General features: G+C 39.1%; 14 protein-coding genes and 1 tRNA gene. 4 read left to right on the top strand and 11 right to left on the bottom strand.

Translation table 11 applies throughout. The features are described 5' to 3' along the window. Positions 1–119 precede the first annotated feature (119 nt). The 4 genes from ACE1ET_RS16100 to ACE1ET_RS16085 are packed head-to-tail and all read right to left on the bottom strand — an operon-like array spanning position 120 to position 5,321. Positions 120–1,511 carry a TlpA family protein disulfide reductase gene (locus tag ACE1ET_RS16100; protein ID WP_375729447.1) on the bottom strand — a complete coding sequence of 464 codons (1,392 nt, stop codon included), beginning with the start codon at positions 1,509–1,511 and terminating at the stop codon, positions 120–122. Next, positions 1,501–3,630 carry an HD family phosphohydrolase gene (locus ACE1ET_RS16095; protein ID WP_375729446.1) on the bottom strand — a complete coding sequence of 710 codons (2,130 nt, stop codon included), beginning with the start codon at positions 3,628–3,630 and terminating at the stop codon, positions 1,501–1,503. The genes ACE1ET_RS16100 and ACE1ET_RS16095 overlap by 11 nt, the downstream gene beginning before the upstream one ends. A gap of 51 nt (positions 3,631–3,681) precedes the next feature. Further along, positions 3,682–4,353, bottom strand: a complete 672-nt coding sequence (locus tag ACE1ET_RS16090) for a hypothetical protein (RefSeq protein WP_375729445.1) — start codon at positions 4,351–4,353, stop codon at positions 3,682–3,684. An 8-nt stretch (positions 4,354–4,361) separates the two neighbouring features. Further along, positions 4,362–5,321, bottom strand: a complete 960-nt coding sequence (locus tag ACE1ET_RS16085) for an ROK family protein (protein ID WP_375729444.1) — start codon at positions 5,319–5,321, stop codon at positions 4,362–4,364. Between the two features lie 159 nt (positions 5,322–5,480). Here ACE1ET_RS16085 and ACE1ET_RS16080 point away from each other — a divergent pair, with 159 nt between their 5' ends. The 3 genes from ACE1ET_RS16080 (at position 5,481) to ACE1ET_RS16070 (ending at position 8,286) form a co-directional block, all read left to right on the top strand. Next, positions 5,481–6,602, top strand: a complete 1,122-nt coding sequence (locus ACE1ET_RS16080; protein ID WP_375729443.1) for a GNAT family N-acetyltransferase — start codon at positions 5,481–5,483, stop codon at positions 6,600–6,602. Positions 6,603–6,747: 145 nt separating this feature from the next. Then, the gene (locus ACE1ET_RS16075) at positions 6,748–8,004 is read left to right on the top strand and encodes a metallophosphoesterase (RefSeq protein WP_375729442.1); all 1,257 of its coding nucleotides are present in this window, start codon (positions 6,748–6,750) and stop codon (positions 8,002–8,004) included. Positions 8,005–8,097: 93 nt separating this feature from the next. After that, positions 8,098–8,286, top strand: a complete 189-nt coding sequence (locus ACE1ET_RS16070; protein ID WP_375729441.1) for a PspC domain-containing protein — start codon at positions 8,098–8,100, stop codon at positions 8,284–8,286. A gap of 2 nt (positions 8,287–8,288) precedes the next feature. Here ACE1ET_RS16070 and ACE1ET_RS16065 read toward each other — a convergent pair whose 3' ends face one another. Then, positions 8,289–9,980: a Na/Pi cotransporter family protein gene (locus ACE1ET_RS16065; RefSeq protein ID WP_375729440.1), complete on the bottom strand. Its 1,692-nt coding sequence runs from the start codon at positions 9,978–9,980 to the stop codon at positions 8,289–8,291. A 327-nt stretch (positions 9,981–10,307) separates the two neighbouring features. Here ACE1ET_RS16065 and ACE1ET_RS16060 point away from each other — a divergent pair. Next, a tRNA-Gln gene (locus ACE1ET_RS16060) sits at positions 10,308–10,378 on the top strand. Positions 10,379–11,042: 664 nt separating this feature from the next. Here ACE1ET_RS16060 and ACE1ET_RS16055 read toward each other — a convergent pair. From ACE1ET_RS16055 to ACE1ET_RS16030, 6 genes are read right to left on the bottom strand one after another with little or no spacing between them, the layout of a single operon-like run. Next, a complete protein-coding gene (locus ACE1ET_RS16055) occupies positions 11,043–12,044 on the bottom strand; it encodes a type I phosphomannose isomerase catalytic subunit (RefSeq protein WP_375729439.1) in 1,002 nt (333 codons plus the stop codon). 53 nt (positions 12,045–12,097) lie between these two features. Continuing rightward, positions 12,098–13,369, bottom strand: a complete 1,272-nt coding sequence (locus ACE1ET_RS16050) for a DUF4861 domain-containing protein (RefSeq protein WP_375729438.1) — start codon at positions 13,367–13,369, stop codon at positions 12,098–12,100. Between the two features lie 6 nt (positions 13,370–13,375). Beyond that, complete coding sequence (locus tag ACE1ET_RS16045; RefSeq protein ID WP_375729437.1) at positions 13,376–14,191, bottom strand: gluconate 5-dehydrogenase; 816 nt, start codon at positions 14,189–14,191, stop codon at positions 13,376–13,378. A gap of 27 nt (positions 14,192–14,218) precedes the next feature. After that, positions 14,219–15,388 carry an MFS transporter gene (locus ACE1ET_RS16040; protein WP_375729436.1) on the bottom strand — a complete coding sequence of 390 codons (1,170 nt, stop codon included), beginning with the start codon at positions 15,386–15,388 and terminating at the stop codon, positions 14,219–14,221. Positions 15,389–15,423: 35 nt separating this feature from the next. Then, positions 15,424–16,353 (bottom strand): ROK family protein, encoded by a 930-nt coding sequence (locus ACE1ET_RS16035; protein WP_375729435.1) that lies wholly within the window; start codon positions 16,351–16,353, stop codon positions 15,424–15,426. A gap of 52 nt (positions 16,354–16,405) precedes the next feature. Beyond that, on the bottom strand, positions 16,406–18,358 hold the full coding sequence (locus ACE1ET_RS16030; protein WP_375729434.1) for a glycoside hydrolase family 97 protein: 1,953 nt from the start codon (positions 18,356–18,358) through the stop codon (positions 16,406–16,408). Position 18,359 lies beyond the last annotated feature (1 nt).

The raw sequence follows: 18,359 nt of genomic DNA, 5'->3' as shown, positions 1-18,359 counted from the left end.
AATCTGTAAATTTTAAAAATTCGGGCATAGTTGTAAAACACCCGTTTTTCTGACTTGTGTGCGGTAACAAATATATGGGTCAGGCGATGGAAAAAGTATGAAAAAAATCAGGAGTGCCCTTATTTATACAAAGTTTCAAGTTTTTCGAACATTTGTACTAATCCCACGTGCTGTGGCACAGCAATAATAGTACCTGTAGGGCTTATAAGATAATACTCAGGCAAGCCTTTTACGTTAAAACCGGTCACCAGCTTTTCGGTTTGATCCGGATATGCAAACCGTATTTTGCCCTGGTAAGATTTCATAAATTCCTGAAAGTCCTTTTTAGGTTGATACAAAACCACATTAACCATTGTTAAATGATCACCGAAAAGTTCAGCCTTTTCATCCTGAACCATAAAATCTTTACGGCACTGTAAAAGTTCGGGACTTACAAATCCCAACAAAACATAATTCCCGGGACGGGAAAGGTTAACTGAGCCACCACGCACATCTTTCAAAGTGAATTCCGGCACGGGTTTTCCGGGTAGCAAGGCAGTCAACTCCCGCTGCATATCTGTTGCCATCGTTCTTATTTTGGAATCCTGAATATATCCTAATCCATTATTCAACAGTTTTTCCAGCATGGGATGCAGATCAGGGAAAAGGAACCATACCTCATACACACCCTTCAGCGTGACCAAATCGCTCATTGCATCATTCTCTAACCTGTAAAATAAATTTATCGCCCGACGCAGCCCAATGTAATCGCCTTTCCATACAGGATCCACCACACTTTTAAATATGGTATTGTTCCCTTCTTCAATAATGGCAGATTTAAACGTGGCATTGAATGCACTCCAGAACGCAGGATTATACAAATCAGGTCCCGATCCTCTGAAATACAATTTTATCAGACTATCTTTTGCGTACGGATAAGCCATCTGGTATAGCGAGGCAGAAGAAAACCATTTGTAACCATCCATAAAACTGTTTCTGGGCATTGATCCGAAATTTTTCAGCCAGGTGTCTGCCACTACCGAATCATTATGATAAACCACAACCGATTTCATGGAAGCCTGATAAACCGAATCATACCAGGTTTCAAACGTCAGAATTTTTTCATTCAACGGACCGGATTTTTCCCCGTCAGGCACATACAGATAAACATCGGGTTTAAAATAAGGATCGTACAACTGCGATCGTGTTAATGGCGAATATTCAGGTAAATGCAGGAATAAGCTATCGCCCGGATCAACGAAAAATTGTAAGGTAAAGGAGCCCAGATTCAGTTCAGCAGATCTCACTCCCTGAATATTAAACCTGAAAAGAAATGCACCGGTACTGTCTGCAGTGGTTGTATCAAGCGTGACCGGATGAATAAAAATCTGCTGATTAAAACTTTGAACTTTTAGTTTTCGCCCGGCAAGTGAACTTTCCCTGCCTGCAACAACGGTTGTGGACTGGGCAAACACAAAACCATTCAGCAAAACAGAAGACAGAACCGCGAGCCACAGAACCTTACTTCTCATCAGTACTGTTAGTCTTATTCTGTTTATCCTTTTTTGATTCCAGTGCTTCCTTTGGATACGCAATACGGGTATGATAAATATTCTTTAGCTTTTCTTTAAAGGTTTCTTTTACCTTTTCTATTTCCAGAAAGGTAATAGGCGCAAATTTAAAGAAACCTTCATCCAACTGATTCTGAACGATCTTTTCCACCAGGTTATTAATGGATTCATCGGTATATTCTTCCAGAGACCGACTGGCCGCCTCAACAGAATCAGCCATCATTAAAATGGCCGTTTCTTTTGTAAACGGATTCGGTCCGGGATACATGTATTTGTGTTCGTCAATTTCTTTATCAGGATGAGCCTTGGCTTCCTGGATCATGAAAAACTTTGTTTTACCTAAGCCATGATGTGTTAAAATAAAATCTGTAATCATTTTAGGCAATCCGTATTTATTGGCCAGCTTCACCCCTTCTTTTACATGGTCTATGACAATCTTCGCACTCTCTTCCGGTTCCAGCGAGCTATGCGGACTTATATGCCCTGTTTGGTTCTCGGTAAAATATACGGATTGAACCGATTTACCGATATCATGATACAGTGCTCCGACGCGTGCCAGAAGCGGATTTGCCTCAATTCTTATGGCTGCTTCCTGTGCCAGGTTCGACACCATAATGGAATGCTGAAATGTACCAGGTGCTTTTTCAGAAAGACGCCTCAACAGCGGATGGTTGGTATCGGATAACTCCATAAGCGTCACATCCGATAAATAGCCAAACACCTTTTCATAAATGTAAATCAGCGGATAGGCAAACAACATCAGTAGTCCGTTAAGCACAAAATACAAAAAGTGTTTATATTCCAGCACCAACTGACTGAAACTCCCTTCCTGTACAAGTGCAAGCCCAAGATAGATCAAACAGTAGGAAAGAAATACGATAATGCTCGCACGGAACAACTGTCCACGGTTATACAACTCTTTCAGGCTGAAAGCCGCAGCCATACCAACTGTTATCTCCAGCAATATAAATTCAAAGCTGTTTCCTGCAAAGAAGGAGGCCAGCAGGATGGTAATCACATTTGCAAAAATCGCGGTTCGTGAGTCAAAAAACGTACGCAATACAACGGGTAAAATAGCGAACGGAATCAGATATAACGACAGAGATGTAAACCTCCTTAGCAATGCCGTAATGGTAATAAATATCAGTATATTGAAAACAATAAAGGTGATATCACGATTATTATTGAATATATCAATGCGATAGAAAAACAGAAAAGTATAGAAGGTTGTCAGCAATACCGTAATAATAATTCCCTGACCCAAAATAATAATATCCCGCTTTTCTGATGATCCAAGTCTGCTTTCATAAGCCGTTCTGAAAGACTCCAACACCTTAAAAACCTGGTCATCAATGCGCTGACCACGATCCACAATCGGATCACCGGCCCTCACCAGTCCGCTGCTAAGAGAAACTTTATCCAAAAGCTCTTCTCTTGACTTTGTGGTCAGTTCCTTATCAAAGTCCAGATTCGATGCCAGATACTGGTTCAGATCCAGACTGGTCACAAACTCCGAAAATCGTGGCAGAGAATCAATTTTTGCAACAGCGTTCATGATCTTTTCATACGCCATTTTCGATGTTTGCAGATCGAAAATTGATATTGTTTTGGCAAAATCTTCTCCTATCACCACAACGGCTTCCTGTCCGTCAATCTGTAACTGGTTAAAATCGGAATATGAAATTACACCCTGCGAATAGGTATCATCAACAAGTTTATTCACCACATCAAGATACGACTGTTCCTTATTCTCCTGAAGGTCATACTGCTGCCATTCCAGATCGAAGCGCTTATCAATCTGCTTTTCAATATCTTCAGTTTCCTTTAATGAAACTTTATAGTAGGGATGGTGATTCTTTAAAAGTGTATCTTTTTCTGCCGTCAGTTCCCGCTGCGACTTCATAACCGGAAAATCAAACGGGGCATAAAGCGTACTGTGTTGCCATGTTCTGCCCTTCTGATATTCATAACGAAACTTACCTTCCCTTGGGAACAGATATAAAATATATGCCACCGCACCCATAAATAATAAAGCCCGGTACAGGTATCCAAAATGTTTCTTTTTAATTTTTGCAGCCATTCATTTCAGTTTTGACTCCTGTAAATTTAGTAAAATTCAGTCATAATAAGCTTAATTAACCATAACCGCCAGATTTATTTCAAATCTGTTGATGGGCTTCTTAACATAAGGATAGAAAATTTTTGAGCCAACCTCATACACATCGGACGGGTGAAAATGCTTAACAGGCATACTTACGCTGTACCTGAATTTAACATCAACATATTCAAACAGCCTGACGCCAAGACCAATACCGGAATTTGGGGTAAGAAACAGCCTTATTTTCTCTAATGAACCCACATAGTCATCCTGTTGATAATCGTAAACATTATACGTAGATGAAAAACCCGGCATGAGCAAACCTGCAGAAATTTCCGGGTAAACCCCGAATTTATTATGCCTGAAAATTCTGTATTGCAACAATAAATTCAGGTTCCAGAATGACGCAGAACTGGAGAGATATTCATCTTCGTTATACGTGATTTTATCACTTCCCATAAATACGTACGAAAACTCTCCTCCCATATAAACTGCTTTATTGGGTAAGGGATTCGATGCATACATAAATCCAAAACCAGCCCCTCCCTTCAACGGGGATTCATTACGGTTGGCAACAACATTGATCGGAACAAAGAATCCGTAGTATGGCAGATCGTCCTCCTCGGTTATGAACACATCATCCTGAGCCGGCAGAATTAACGGCACCAACAACAGGATTGTGAGTATCAGAGACCGGGCACTCATGACTTGCCTTACTGAATATCGTTCCAGGCCATGGCTGCAGCGCCCAACACGGCAGCCTGTGCTCCGTCAAGTTCGGAAATCAAAACTTTTACGTCGTTTTTCATAAACTTGCGCTTGTTGGCCTTCATGGATTCTATAGTTGGGTTAAGGATAAAATCACCTGCTTTTGTTGGTCCGCCAAAAAGGACAATGGCTTCAGGACTTGAGAAAGTAATCATATCGTTAATGGCTGCACCCAGAATTTCACCGGTATACTGAAATGTATCCAGCGCGATAGAATCCCCTGCCTGTGCAGCATCAAAAATATCTTTGGATGTCAGCTCCGACGCTTTGAAATCTCGCAAAACACTTGGTACCTTATTATACGCCATAAACTCAAGCGCTGTTCTTACCATGCCCGTAGCTGAACAATAATTTTCCAGACACCCAAGATGACCGCAACCACATTCACGGCCACCCGGGACAACGGTTAGATGGCCCAGTTCACCCGCATTGCCATCTGTTCCAACCACCAACTGTCCGTTTATAATAATTCCGCTTCCAAGTCCGGTTCCGAGGGTTAACATAATGAAGTTTTTAAAATCCCTGGCTCCACCGAAGATCATTTCGCCTACGGCTGCTGCATTGGCATCGTTGGAAAGCACACATACGTCATAGTCAAATTCTTCCTTTAACATATCGATGATTGGTACTTTATCTCCCCAGCCCAGATTTACGGCATTCTCAATACAACCATTCAGGTAGTTTCCGTTCGGAGCACCAATACCAGCACCAGCAATTTTGTAATTTCCCTTAAGAGACTGCTCTGCCCTTCGAATAGCCTTAACCAGCGCATTAAAATAATGTTTGAAATCCGTATTGGTTAACGTGGGCGTGTGAGCTGTGGCAACCACTTCTCCTTTTTCCGTAACAAAACCTATTTCAGTATTGGTTCCACCAATATCTATTCCTAAAACTACCTTTTCCATATTATTAAACTTACGATTTCGTGATTAGATTTAAAACTCCCGAATATACGGTTTTTTTTAAAAAGACCGGAATTATAGCCTGAATGATATGATATATGAAATGAATTTTCCTGGAAGCGTTAAAAATTATTATTTTCACAGCTTAAAATACAATTCATCATGGCAGTCATAATTAAAGAGGTAAACTCAACCAAACTGATTAAGGATTTTGTAAATTTTCAGTACAAATTATACAGGAACGATCCGTACTGGGTTCCACCCATGAAAAAAGACGAGGAGAAAGCACTTTCGCCCGAAACAAATCCTGCCATGGAATTTGCTGTTTCAAAATTCTGGGTTGCCTACCGTGACAACAAAGCGGTTGGCCGCATTGGAGGAATAATTATTCCGGCCCGCAATGAAAAGACCGGTGAAAAAATAGCACGGTTCACACGGCCTGAATTTATTGACGACGAAGAAGTGGCAGATAAATTATTTGAAACCTTTACAGAATGGGCAAAATCGCAAGGCATGCAAACCCTGATGGGTCCGCTTGGATTTTCAAATTTGGATCACCAGGGCCTACTTATTGAAGGCCACGAATGGCTGCCTGCTGTAGCATCGGATTACCACTTTGCTTATTACAAAAAGCATTACGACAGATTAGGCTTTGAAAAGGAAATAGACTGGCTGGAATTCAGGATCACCTTCCCTGAAGCCCTGCCTGAAAAATCATTTCGTGTGGCTGATTTGTTACGTGACCGGTTCAAACTAAGAAGCCTTGAATTTGAATCGAAAAAAGAACTTGATCCTTATAAGGAACAGATTTTTCAATTGTTTAATAAGGCATTTACTGAACTGTTCGGAACATATGAATTGCCGGAAAAGGTTATCACCTTTTACATCGACAAATATTATCCCATTCTTTTACCACAATATGTAAAACTTGTGGTAGATGAGAATGATAAAATGATCGGGTTCCTGATTGCATTGCCGTCATTATCAAAAGCGATGCAAAAAGCCGGAGGAAAGCTGTTCCCGTTTGGGTGGTATCATATCATGCAGGCGTTCAAAAATCCGGATGAAATGGACCTGATGCTCACTGGGGTCGTACCGGAGTTTCAAAAACGGGGCGTGGCAGCACTAATGATGAATGATTTATGGAAGACAGCCAATAAAGCAGGAATTAAATATGTTGAAACAACAGCTATGCTCGAGAATAATTTTGTAGCCATACAGATGTGGAAATCGTTCGATCATATTCAGCATAAAAGGAAGCGGTGTTTTAAAAAGGATATTTAAGGATGTTATCATGGTAGTACGATTTCGGGTTGCACTACCACAACATTCAAAATCTTAACAACAGGCAATTTTTGTTAATTATTTAATTTGAAACACCTTAGTAAAAGAATTATATTACTTTTGCCCTCCAAATTCAGAAAAGGGAATGAGGGCTGATTTTTGGTTTTTATTTGTAATTATTGCTTTATTATTCATTGCTGACGGACTAATCTATAAGTACATCAACCGCTGGATGACCCGGAAGCAAAAACTCATTAAACTATCTTTTTTTACCGTCTACTGGATTATTCCTGTAGCTTTCTCTGTGATCTTTGTCTATTATTTTTCATTGTTAAAACAGGCTGACACGGGAAACTATTATTACCATTTTATGTGGATTATAGGGATGTTCCTGCTGATATATGTACCAAAACTGATCTACCTTTTTTTCATCCTTCTGAATACAATCTATAATCTGATCCGGCAGTTTGTTGTAAACCTTAAAAGTGAGCGCCGTCCCCGTAAAGGAGACAAGATTACACGTTCGGAATTTTTAGGCAAAGCAGGTCTGCTGATGGCTGCAATACCCTTTGCTTCCATGCTGTATGGAATGGCTAAAGGCCGTTTCAACTATTATGTAAAGCATGCTCCCGTTAAATTTAAAAACCTGCCGGATGCCTTCGATGGTTACAAAATTATTCAGATATCGGATATTCATCTGGGCAATTATAACAAGGAGTATCATCGGTTGTATCCGATTATTAATATGATCAATGACGAGAATCCTGATTTGATTCTCTTTACCGGTGATCTCGTCAATAACTTCAGTGATGAAACCATTGGCTGGGCTCCTGTATTTAATAAGCTCAAAGCTAAATACGGCAAATACTCTATACTGGGGAATCACGACTACGGGAATTACAGCCGCTGGAAATCCAAAGAAGCAAAAAAACGCAACTTCGATGAAATCGTCCAGGCTCATAAACGGTTTGGGTTCACACTACTGAGGAATCAGAATGTAGACCTGGTTTTAAACAATCAGACCATTAAGCTGGCCGGTAACGAAAACTGGGGTTTACCTCCGTTTCCACAATATGGAGACCTGACAAAGACACTGAAAGGCATATCGAAAGATGATTTTACAATATTAATGTCGCATGACCCGGATCATTGGGAAGCCGAGATATTACCGGATTCAAATGTAGAACTAACCCTCGCAGGTCATACCCATGGCATGCAAATGGGAATCAGCTATAAAAATCTTAAATGGAGTCCGGCCAAATGGAAATACCGGTACTGGGATGGACTTTATACCAAAGGCGACCGCCATTTATATGTGAACCGGGGGCTCGGCTTTATCGGGATACCGATGCGCATCGGTATGCCTCCTGAAATTACGCTGCTCGAACTTCGCAAAGCCTGATTCCATAACTTAACCGACAAAATTCCTCATTTCATCTATTCTTTCTGGACATCGAGCCGGACCGACAGTATATTTGTTGTAAAAACAGCAAAGATGAATACTAAAAAATTATACCGAAGTCGTAACGACAGGATGATAGCCGGCATTTGCGGCGGATTGGGTGAATACTTTAATGTAGACCCGGTTATTATGCGAATTCTGTGGGTTGTCCTCTCTCTGTGGGGCGGAGGACTTATTGCCTACATCATTTGCATCTTTGTGATTCCTGAAGAACCCTGGTAGAACTATTTTTTATCTACCAGTGCTTCAGACACATTGATAATGGAATCACCCATTTTCTCACTTCCGGTAACCAGATCCATAAAAATTACACCGGCTTTGTATTTATAGCGTTTGGTCTTGATGTATTCAAGATGCTGAATCTTTAACTGGTCCCTGTAGTTATTGATTTCGTGTTCAATATTAAGCGCGTCATTTATATTAATATCCTTTGAATCAGTAACGGCAAGATTTTCCTCCATCTTTTTCAACGCCTTCTCAACCAGGTCAAACATCATGAAGATTTCCTTTTCAATGTCTTCATCAAATTTAACCTTACCCTCCTTTTTCCTCAAAACAGTTTTAGCCAGATTAAAGTTTGAATCGGCAATACTTTCAATATCGCTTATAATGCGCATCATGGAGCGCAACTTAATGGTGCTGGCCTGGGTCATTTTTCCTTCGGAAACCTGAGTCAGATAAGTGGCAATTTCAACTTCAAGGTTATCACAAATCGTTTCATACTTCTCAATGCGGCTGTATTGCTTGCTGAAATCACGTTCATCTTTTATATCGTACAGCTTGCGCACAATCTTAAACATTTTATGTACACGTTCGGCATAGAGTGTTATCTCGCTTTTAGCCTGAACCAACGACAGTTCGGATGTTGACAGCAGTCCAGTTGCAATATATTTCAATCTGAATTCCTCGTCTGATTCCTTCTGTTTGACCATCCAGTTGACTGTTTTTACAATAACGGGAACCAACCAGAACATCACCAGCACATTGATTACATTAAACGATGTATGGAACAACGACAAGGCTATAGGAATAGCCGTTGCCTCCTGGTAAGGTGAATCAAGTCCGATAACATCCGATACCAGGTAATCGATGCCATGCAAAAACAACCGGAACATGATCAACATCCAGACGACGCCGAATATATTGAAAATGAGATGAGCCCGGGCGGCTTTCTTTGCCGTGGAATTGGCTACAGCCGCAGCCAGATTGGCGGTGATAGTTGTTCCAATATTCTCTCCAAGAACCATAGCCGCTGCCAGATCGAATGAAATCCACCCATTGTTACACATCACCAGCGTAAGCGCCATGGTGGCACTGGAGGACTGAATAACAATGGTCAGAAGCGTTCCGATGAACAGGAATATTAAAACCGAACCAAAGCCAAGATGTGTATAGTTGGAAAGAAAACTCAGTATTTCAGGATTTTGTTTGATATCGGGTACAGAATCCTTAAGGAATTCAAGTCCCATAAACAACAGGGCAAAACCAATGATAAATTCGCCCCAGAACCTGCGTTTTCCAATTTTTGAAAAGATAAACGGTAAACCTAATCCAATTAAAGGCAGTGAAAGGGCACTCATTTTGACCTTAAAGCCCAGGATGGAAATGATCCATGCGGTAACCGTGGTTCCGATATTGGCACCCATTATCACCCCGATAGATTGGATCAACGACAGCAAACCTGCATTAACAAAACTAACCACCATAACAGTGGTGGCCGACGAAGACTGGATAAGTGCAGTTATTAAAACGCCGGTGAGAATTCCGGTAAAACGGTTGGTAGTCATGGCACTTAAAATGGCCCGCATTTTCTCACCTGCAACTTTCTGTAAACCTTCACTCATCATCTTCATCCCAAACAGGAAAAGGCCAAGCGACCCGATGAGCGTCAGGACATCGTAAATGGAATAATTCATTGTGTTTGTTTACAAAATTTCCTCATGCAAATATATTATTTTGAAACAGGTTTGAAACAGATATTTCAACAGGGTTTCATTTTTTAGCCAAAAACATACTAATATGTAATTATTCTAAAAAAGTGACAGGTCTCAAGGTGACGGGTGACTGGGTTACAGGTGAACTATGTAATGAACAATTTAAAGTGAGAAACGAACAATAAAATTCTTTCTTCGCAACATGTCACGCGTCACCTGTAACTATAATATGAAATATTATATTTTCTGCTTTGGCATTTTTGAAAAGTGTTCTATATTTGCAGCGCTCAAACGAAATGAGCTCAGGATTGTCCCATGGTGTAATGGTAGCACTCCGGTTTTTGGTACCGTCAGTCAAGGTTCGAGTCCTTGTGGGACAACAGGCAGAAAGCTTAACTATCTATTAGTTAGGCTTTTTTGTTTAAAGTGGTTTATTGTCATACCCTTATTCATACCCTTTCTGTGTAATTCTAAATTCAAATGTTGTTTAATTTCAAATTAACAAAATACATAAATTTTACTACATCATGAAATCTTTCTCATACATAATACGAACTGGACTCTGAATCTGCAACTGAGAATTTTTACGAAATTTTCTCTAATTCTTACTGACATGAAATAGATTTATAGAACCTTATTGTTTAAATCGTTAAAATCTATGAATATTTTAGAAATTATTAGTGAAATATCATCCCAATAAGCAGACTGAACAATACACCCAAAATATCGTTAATTTATAACATCTCAGAGAATCCTTTCAATTCATAATACGAAGTGGATTTCACATACTTTATGGTATATACAAAACTCATCAATATTTTACAATTTTAACACAAGAAGTGTCGAGAATCATTAGATATTTAGAAAAATAAGGAAATTTTGACACAGCTATAATGGAATTATATTATAATACCTGACCTCTTCACTACTACGCAAAAATCATATAAAAGCAGAATGCTTTTTCTAAATAGTCTAATTGTATCCGTGTATAAAATATCACTGGATTAATTATCTGGTTTGGAATTAAGGTTATTCCATCGTCAATTAATCGATAAAGATTTCCAGCAACTTTGCTGGTTTTAGATCAGTAACCAATTTAATATTATTCTTTATTGCAGGTATCAGTACTACATCACCAGTCCTAATTATTTCTTCATTGTCTTCAACATTCAAAGCAGTCACTCCATCTACCCCTATTAATATCTTAAAGCAGTCAAGAGCCATATATTCTCGACTAATCAACGAATCAAACTGAATTAAATTACAGGTAAAATACTGACACTTTACTATTTTTTCAACTTTGTTGTTTTTCCCACGAGTAGGGATGATTGAATCTCCAACTGCAGAATAATCCAGAGCATCCAGACCATCTTCGACATGCAATTCACGCTTTTTACCATTTTTGTCTACCCGATCGTAATCATAAACCCTGTATGTTATATCTGATGTTTGCTGAATCTCAACCACAAGGTTTCCTTTACATATGGCATGAATTCGTCCAGCCGGAATAAAGGCGACATCACCTTTCTTTACTGAATCAATATTAAGAAGTTCAGTAAACGTATTTTCCCTGAGCATAGACAAAACTTCTTCCCTTGAGGTATGTTTCTTAAATCCATTTACCAGCTTTGGTTTCTTAGAATCATCAAGCACATACCACATCTCTGTTTTCCCAAAAGAATCATGTTTCTTTGTAGCCAGCACATCATCCGGGTGAACCTGTACGGAAAGATCGTCCTTTGCATCAATTAACTTTATCAATAGAGGAAAGTCTTCCTTGAACTTATTATACACCTTTTTACCAACCAACTGGTGTTTAAATAACTTAATCAAATCCGTTAAAGAATTTCCTTTTAATTCACCGTTTGCTACTAATGAAACATTTTCTTTAACAGCAGAAAGTTCCCAGCTTTCACCAATACTTTCAAGTTTATCCGGATTTTTCCCCAACATTGATTTAAGCTTATTGCCTCCCCAAATTCTTTCCTTCAGGATAGGATCAAATTTCAAAGGATATAACTTTTTATTTGCTAATTTTTCTGACATTTATGGCTATACTTGAATGATCAATTAGTAAATAACAACAGATAGAAGTTTCATCACTTCCAATTACATATATTAGGCTGTGACAACTTCTTTGCTTCATCTGCAATATACCGTTTGAAGCCATCTTCTGTTTTCCACTTATCTTTTTCCAACCCCCAAACCGAGAAGAAATAATGTCGTGCAGGAATGCTATCTTTAAATTTCTGCCCTATATAATAAGTGTCTGAAATAATATTACTAAATCCTTTTTCAGGGACAGTTTGATAACCTAAATCATAGAAGTTAATATTACTTGTACGCCCTATTTTACCTGCGTCATCTTTAGGTACAAGCACGGCCATTCCAAGTTCGTCATTGTTTAACGATTGTTTATCATGAGTGCCGATACATTGAAAACTGTCAGCTACGAATGCAAATGGCTCTCTTTTGAGCAGACTTGTTACAATACCGGTGACAATTTGTGATCCTTTTGGGGCACCCGTTACTGTTACATCCGATAAAAACCAATATTTGCCAGGATAAATTGTTATTCGCTCGGTAGCTTCAAGAACATCTCCATCAACATGCCAGCCCTTGTAAACCAGATCGAAGACTGATCGAACCGGTCCCTCAGTAATTTTATGATACTCATAAACATCTGTCGATCCTAACCTGTAAAGTGAATCGTTCTTCAACAATGCAATTCCTCCTGAGCCTAATGAACTACCACAATGTAACACATCCATTCCCCAATCATTCAATACATGATAATCCGGAATTGCAGCAGTATGAATTTTATCTATAATCATCCCTGGTTTTAATTTACCAAAAAGGTCTTTCACGTTCCTGCAATCAAAATACACTCTGAACGCAATCCTGTCATTTTCCCAACTCACACTTTCTCCTTGTGCAATTATTCTGAATTCATCAGTGCATGGTAATGCTTTGTAGGTATCTACCTCTTTATAACTACCATCTTCCTTATGAATTCCAAGCCGCAGATTAGTGCGTTTTTCAAATTTGGGTGTATCATTTTCAGATACCTGTCCTATAACAATCGTTTTGATTTCTTTTGCGGAAAAGTTTAGTAAAAGAGAAGCTTCGTCCCAGAGACCATCGCCATTCATATCATCAAGCTGATATGGAACAGGTTCTTCCCCTGATTTAAAAGAAGGAATATTCATGGAATCCAAAGTGATTCTATGTTCTATATCATTCCTGGATAGCACAATTACTTCATCGCTTCTTCCCTCGTTCAAAGGATTAACAATTTGAACTGTTATTTCCTTGTTACACGAAAAGAGGACTATTCCTAAAAAGAAAATTAAAATGGTATATTTTTTCATATCTTTTTAAATATCATTTTCACCCACTACATATCCAAAGTTAGCCAATACTCCACCATCTACGAATAATATGTGCCCATTCACGAAATTGCTCGCTTTTGACGCTAAAAACAAGGCCGCATTACCAACATCCTCGGGTTCACCCCAACGTGCAGCAGGTGTCCGGGTCATCACCAGATCATTAAAAGGGTGTCCGTTTTCTCTTATTGGACCTGTTTGATCTGTAGCAATATACCCCGGTCCAATACCGTTAATCTGAATGTTATATTTGGCCCATTCACAAGTCATATTGGAAGTCAGAAGTTTTAATCCTCCTTTAGCTGCTGCATATGCTGATACAGAAGACCTTCCGTAAATGCTCATCAGTGAGCAGATATTGATGATTTTTCCTTCCCTTTTCCGGATCATATTAGGAACAACACGTTTCGAAACAATCAGAGGCCCAACAAGGTCTATGTCAATGACCTGTCTAAAATCCTTTACAGTAAGATCCAGAATTGGAACACGGTTAATTATACCCGCATTGTTAATTAATATATTAACTGATCCTACTTCGTTTTCTATAGTAGTAATACCAGCATTTACATCATCTTCATCAGACACATCAAATCGCACTGTAAAGACATCTATACCGAAGTCCTGAAAAATCCTTTTAGCTTTGGAAAGCTTTTCTTCAGAAGTCCCATTGATACAAATCTTAGCACCCGCACCGGCAAGAGCTTTTGCAATAGCCATTCCAATACCATGACCACCACCAGTAATAAGTGCTACCTTATCCTGCAAATCAAATAAATGGTCGAGTTTAAACTCGAATTTAGCCATATTAGTTTATATCAATAGTTCTATATTCTACTGCCCCTTAAGAGCAAATGCAGCATACATCAGGTATAAGGCCCCTGCTAAAATAACCAGAACAGCACCTACCTGTGATCCAATAATATCAGATGCCACGCCCATAAAGAAGGGTATTACTGCTCCACCAAAAACACCTGTAATCATTAACCCGGAAATTTCGTTTGCTTTCTCAGGACGTTTCTGAATTGCGATTCCAAATATTATTGGAAAGATATTTGCGATGGTAAATCCAATAACACCATACAGACCAAAGATCAGGTACTTTTCATTGACAAAAATCAATGCAACCAAAGCCAATACAGCAATTATAATATTTATTTTATAAAATTTTGAGGATGCGTATTTAGCTAAGAGGAAAGCACCAAGAAAGGTTCCAAGAGTACGTAAAGCAAAATACACACTGGGACCGTATCCTGCTGTAATGGAATCCAGTCCTGCTCTTTCCATCAGAATTTTTGGTGAAGCGGTATTGATTCCTACATCAACTCCTACAACAAATAATATTCCAAGGAAAAGTAGAAAAATCGTTTTATCTTTCAGTAATGCCATTACATTCCCAAATGTATTTACTTCAGCTTCAATTGGTTCTTCCACTATTGGTGTTGCCATTAACCAAATAGTAGATAGCAAGGTAATTACAGCATATATAGGGAATATGTATTGCCAGTTGTCCAGCTGCGATGCTGCAAATGCAGCTATAAATGGTGCGCTGAATGATGAAATTGCCTTTACAAACTGACCTGCAGTAAGACTGCTTGTAAGTTTATCTCCTTGAACAACATTTGTAAGTAAAGGATTCAAAGAGACCTGAAGGATAGTATTTGCAATTCCTAATAATGCAAATGCAATTAACGACATGATAAAGGTATAATCGATCAGAGGGATAAACATGGCAATGATGGTGATAATATTACTCAGCACCACTGTTTTCTTTCTCCCTATTTTATTCATAAGCATTCCTGTCGGAATAGAAAATATCAGAAACATTGAAAAGAGAGCTACCGGAATCAGGTTTGACAGTGTATCCCTAAACTCGGGACTGTATGCACCCAGTAAATCCTCTTTAACATGTGCTGAAGTAATTCCAACTACATCACAGAATCCCATTACAAAGAACCCGAACAGTACAGGTAGTATCTTTGCATAATTTGTTTTTTGAGCCATAGTAATTTGTATCGTTAATTGTAAATTATGTTGTCTTACATTTTCGGAAGGACAGGTTTTATGAGATTAAAATATTCAGGGTCTATCATTCGAGCACTTCCGATGATTGCAGCATCTTCTTTTAGACCTGACAACACAATTTGTGTACCTACGCCCAAATGCTTTAATACGGATTCAAAAGCAGGTCCAAAGAGGTTATATGCACCAGTTACATTTCCACCAATAACCAATTTATCTGAACCAAAATCCTTAAGCCATGGCCCAAGAAAGTTACCCATGTTTGTCCCGAATTCTGTAAAAATACTCAATGCTTTTTCATCTGTTGTAGCCTTATCTGCTATGGATTTAACTCCATTTACTTTTTCCCCTGAGAGTTCTTCCCAACGTGATATGTACCACCGTGTTGAAAAATAATCATCGGCTATTCCGGCCATAACGGGCAAGTGCCAGACGCACCCCATAGGAGGGACACCGACTCCCTCAACCACAGGAACGCCATTTTCAATAAAGGCTGACCCAAAGCCTGTGCCAAGTGTTATAGAAACGCTTTTCTTTACATCGGAAGCTTCTCCAAGCCAGGCTTCACCAACAGCGAATGCAGATGCATCGTTCATAAAACAGAATGGAACATCAAGGCCAAGTCGTATAGCAAGTTCACTTCCCACATCTACCTTGTATAACTTTTCAAATTTAGCTACAGATGTATCAAACATAGCAATGCCCTTATCATAAACAAAGGGACCTGGCATTGCAAAACCTACACCGGCAACATTATCCTCTCCAACCCTGGAAATTGTACCCTGGAGAGCTTCCGTCCAACCATTTAATATTACATCAGCATTAGCTTTGTTATCGATGTCCCTTTCAGTGTGACTTTCAGCCAAAATATGACCTTCAAACATATCAACCAACGCGCAACTGATATGACTACCACCTATATCTGCACCTATTGCAAATCGTTTCATTTTTTTAAATTTTAAAGTCTTTTCAATATTTCACAAACAAAACTTCAAATATCTATTTTGAGCCTTTAGGAACAATATGAATAGCAACACCTCCACTATTTTCCAAATTAAACGTTAACACTGAATTACTATCCACTGTTTTTGTTTTTATATTTACATTGGTACGGCTGTTTAATTTCTTATCGTCATAATAGATGGTTGCAGTGTATTTCTTACCTTCTTTAAGAAAAGAAAAAGGGACTTCCAGCTTACGGGCATCGTTGTTTGTAATACCCCCCACAAACCACTCACACCCTGAACGACGTGCAACCGTAATGTATTGACCAATTTCACCATTCAATACTTTGGTATCATCCCAAACGGTTTTAACATTATCAAAAAAATCCACTTCTTTTTCTCCTCTGTACAATTCGGGTTTATCATACCAGTATAAAAACTGGATTGGGCTATAGTAAACTACTGACAAGGCCAGCTGATGAGCATGCGTTGTTTTAATTCTTTCGTTATAATAACAAATTGTATAATCACCGGCTCCGGCAAGGTAACGCGTGAAGGGTAAAATGGTATTGTGAGTAGCATCCGGCATTTCTTCATTACCTCGAATCCCTTCCTGGGTCATTAAATTCGGATATGTCCTGCTGAAGCCCGTTGGACGGTACTCATCATGAATATCAACCATTAATTGGTACTCTGCGGCTTTTTTAATTGCATTATGCAACCAGGTTGACCAGCGGTTTGAGCCAATCTGCACAAAACCGAATTTTACACCTTTAATCCCCCATTTACGACACTGACTAAAAACGTCATCAAGTCTGTTAGTTAATGCACGCTGGTTAATATAAACGAAGATGCCAATGCCCTTTTCTGCAGCATAGTTCACAAGTTCATACATGTCAATATCCTTCTGAGGCGAAACTGTTGTAGCATCTGATTCCACTTTCATTTCAGAACCATACCAGCCGGCATCAAGATGCACATATTGCAGATTTCGTTCTTTCGCAAAATCAACACACTCTTTTGCTTCCTTCATGCTCAATCCTGATCGAATGGCTTTCCCTGGTTTTATCCAAGCTGTATTCTGAAGTTGATTCGGTGTATTAAGATTCAGAATAATATCATTATTCTCAAGCAATTCTCCTGGTGTTTCTGCAACCATAATAACCCTCCACGGCGTGAAATACGGTGTAATCAAATCGGCACTACCATACGTGCTCAGATCAATAGTATTAGGTTTTTCAGTATCCAATTTGAACTTTCCCCGACTGTAATCAATCATTTGAGCCTCAAGCAATGCCACACTTAATCCATTCTTTAAATCAAGTGTTAATGGCCGCTCGCACTCATCGGGCCAGTTTTTCAGGGGCAAATAGCTGAATGGCCCCTGTGCCCAGCGTTCGTAATATGCCATAGAGCCTTCCTCAAATACATAACTTGTCTGTTCTCCGGTAATATGAAGAAATAAGCCATTGGAAGTTTCAGGGAAATAGTATTGAAAAGCAACGCCCTCATTATATACTCTAACGATTACATCCATGTTGTAACTGCGCCGCTTATCATAACTTGTACCCGCATGCCCTTCAGCCAATGCAGCATATTCACCGAATTTATTAAAATGCAGCACCAGCTCGTTATAATGGTCCCTTATTATACTGCGTTCCCCGTAAACCGGATCCCAGCACGTATCAACCTTACTCCGGTTTACCGATTTCAATTCAAGATTTTCACACCAGTTATCACTTGGATCATTCTCAATGGCAAGGGCTGATTCAAATAAGTTATTTTTAATCTGTATTCCAAGTTCAGACTCCAGAATAACCTTTTGATCCTTAAATTTGACCTGGTAATACATCTGTGTTTTATTTTCATCAAGTTGTTTTTGATAAAAACTGAATTTAAGTTCTCCATTGGGAGATTGCACCTCTTGTAATGTTCCTTCTAAAACTTGTGCTCTTCCTATAAATGTAACAGCAACAACATTGATTACTAATAAAATTAGTTTCTTCATT

It is taken from the genome of Quyinboa mangrovi, assembly GCF_042219825.1.
Lineage (GTDB): Bacteria > Bacteroidota > Bacteroidia > Bacteroidales > UBA5342 > JBHJHP01.
This window is presented reverse-complemented; position numbering and strand designations above follow the sequence as displayed.

Bases quoted from the DNA above. Each gene is read 5' to 3' on its own strand.
- ACE1ET_RS16100 (WP_375729447.1), bottom strand. From the start codon at position 1,511: ATGAGAAGTAAGGTTCTGTGGCTCGCGGTTCTGTCTTCTGTTTTGCTG.
- ACE1ET_RS16095 (WP_375729446.1), bottom strand. From the start codon at position 3,630: ATGGCTGCAAAAATTAAAAAGAAACATTTTGGATACCTGTACCGGGCT.
- ACE1ET_RS16090 (WP_375729445.1), bottom strand. From the start codon at position 4,353: ATGAGTGCCCGGTCTCTGATACTCACAATCCTGTTGTTGGTGCCGTTA.
- ACE1ET_RS16085 (WP_375729444.1), bottom strand. From the start codon at position 5,321: ATGGAAAAGGTAGTTTTAGGAATAGATATTGGTGGAACCAATACTGAA.
- ACE1ET_RS16080 (WP_375729443.1), top strand. From the start codon at position 5,481: ATGGCAGTCATAATTAAAGAGGTAAACTCAACCAAACTGATTAAGGAT.
- ACE1ET_RS16075 (WP_375729442.1), top strand. From the start codon at position 6,748: ATGAGGGCTGATTTTTGGTTTTTATTTGTAATTATTGCTTTATTATTC.
- ACE1ET_RS16070 (WP_375729441.1), top strand. From the start codon at position 8,098: ATGAATACTAAAAAATTATACCGAAGTCGTAACGACAGGATGATAGCC.
- ACE1ET_RS16065 (WP_375729440.1), bottom strand. From the start codon at position 9,980: ATGAATTATTCCATTTACGATGTCCTGACGCTCATCGGGTCGCTTGGC.
- ACE1ET_RS16055 (WP_375729439.1), bottom strand. From the start codon at position 12,044: ATGTCAGAAAAATTAGCAAATAAAAAGTTATATCCTTTGAAATTTGAT.
- ACE1ET_RS16050 (WP_375729438.1), bottom strand. From the start codon at position 13,369: ATGAAAAAATATACCATTTTAATTTTCTTTTTAGGAATAGTCCTCTTT.
- ACE1ET_RS16045 (WP_375729437.1), bottom strand. From the start codon at position 14,191: ATGGCTAAATTCGAGTTTAAACTCGACCATTTATTTGATTTGCAGGAT.
- ACE1ET_RS16040 (WP_375729436.1), bottom strand. From the start codon at position 15,388: ATGGCTCAAAAAACAAATTATGCAAAGATACTACCTGTACTGTTCGGG.
- ACE1ET_RS16035 (WP_375729435.1), bottom strand. From the start codon at position 16,353: ATGAAACGATTTGCAATAGGTGCAGATATAGGTGGTAGTCATATCAGT.
- ACE1ET_RS16030 (WP_375729434.1), bottom strand. From the start codon at position 18,358: ATGAAGAAACTAATTTTATTAGTAATCAATGTTGTTGCTGTTACATTT.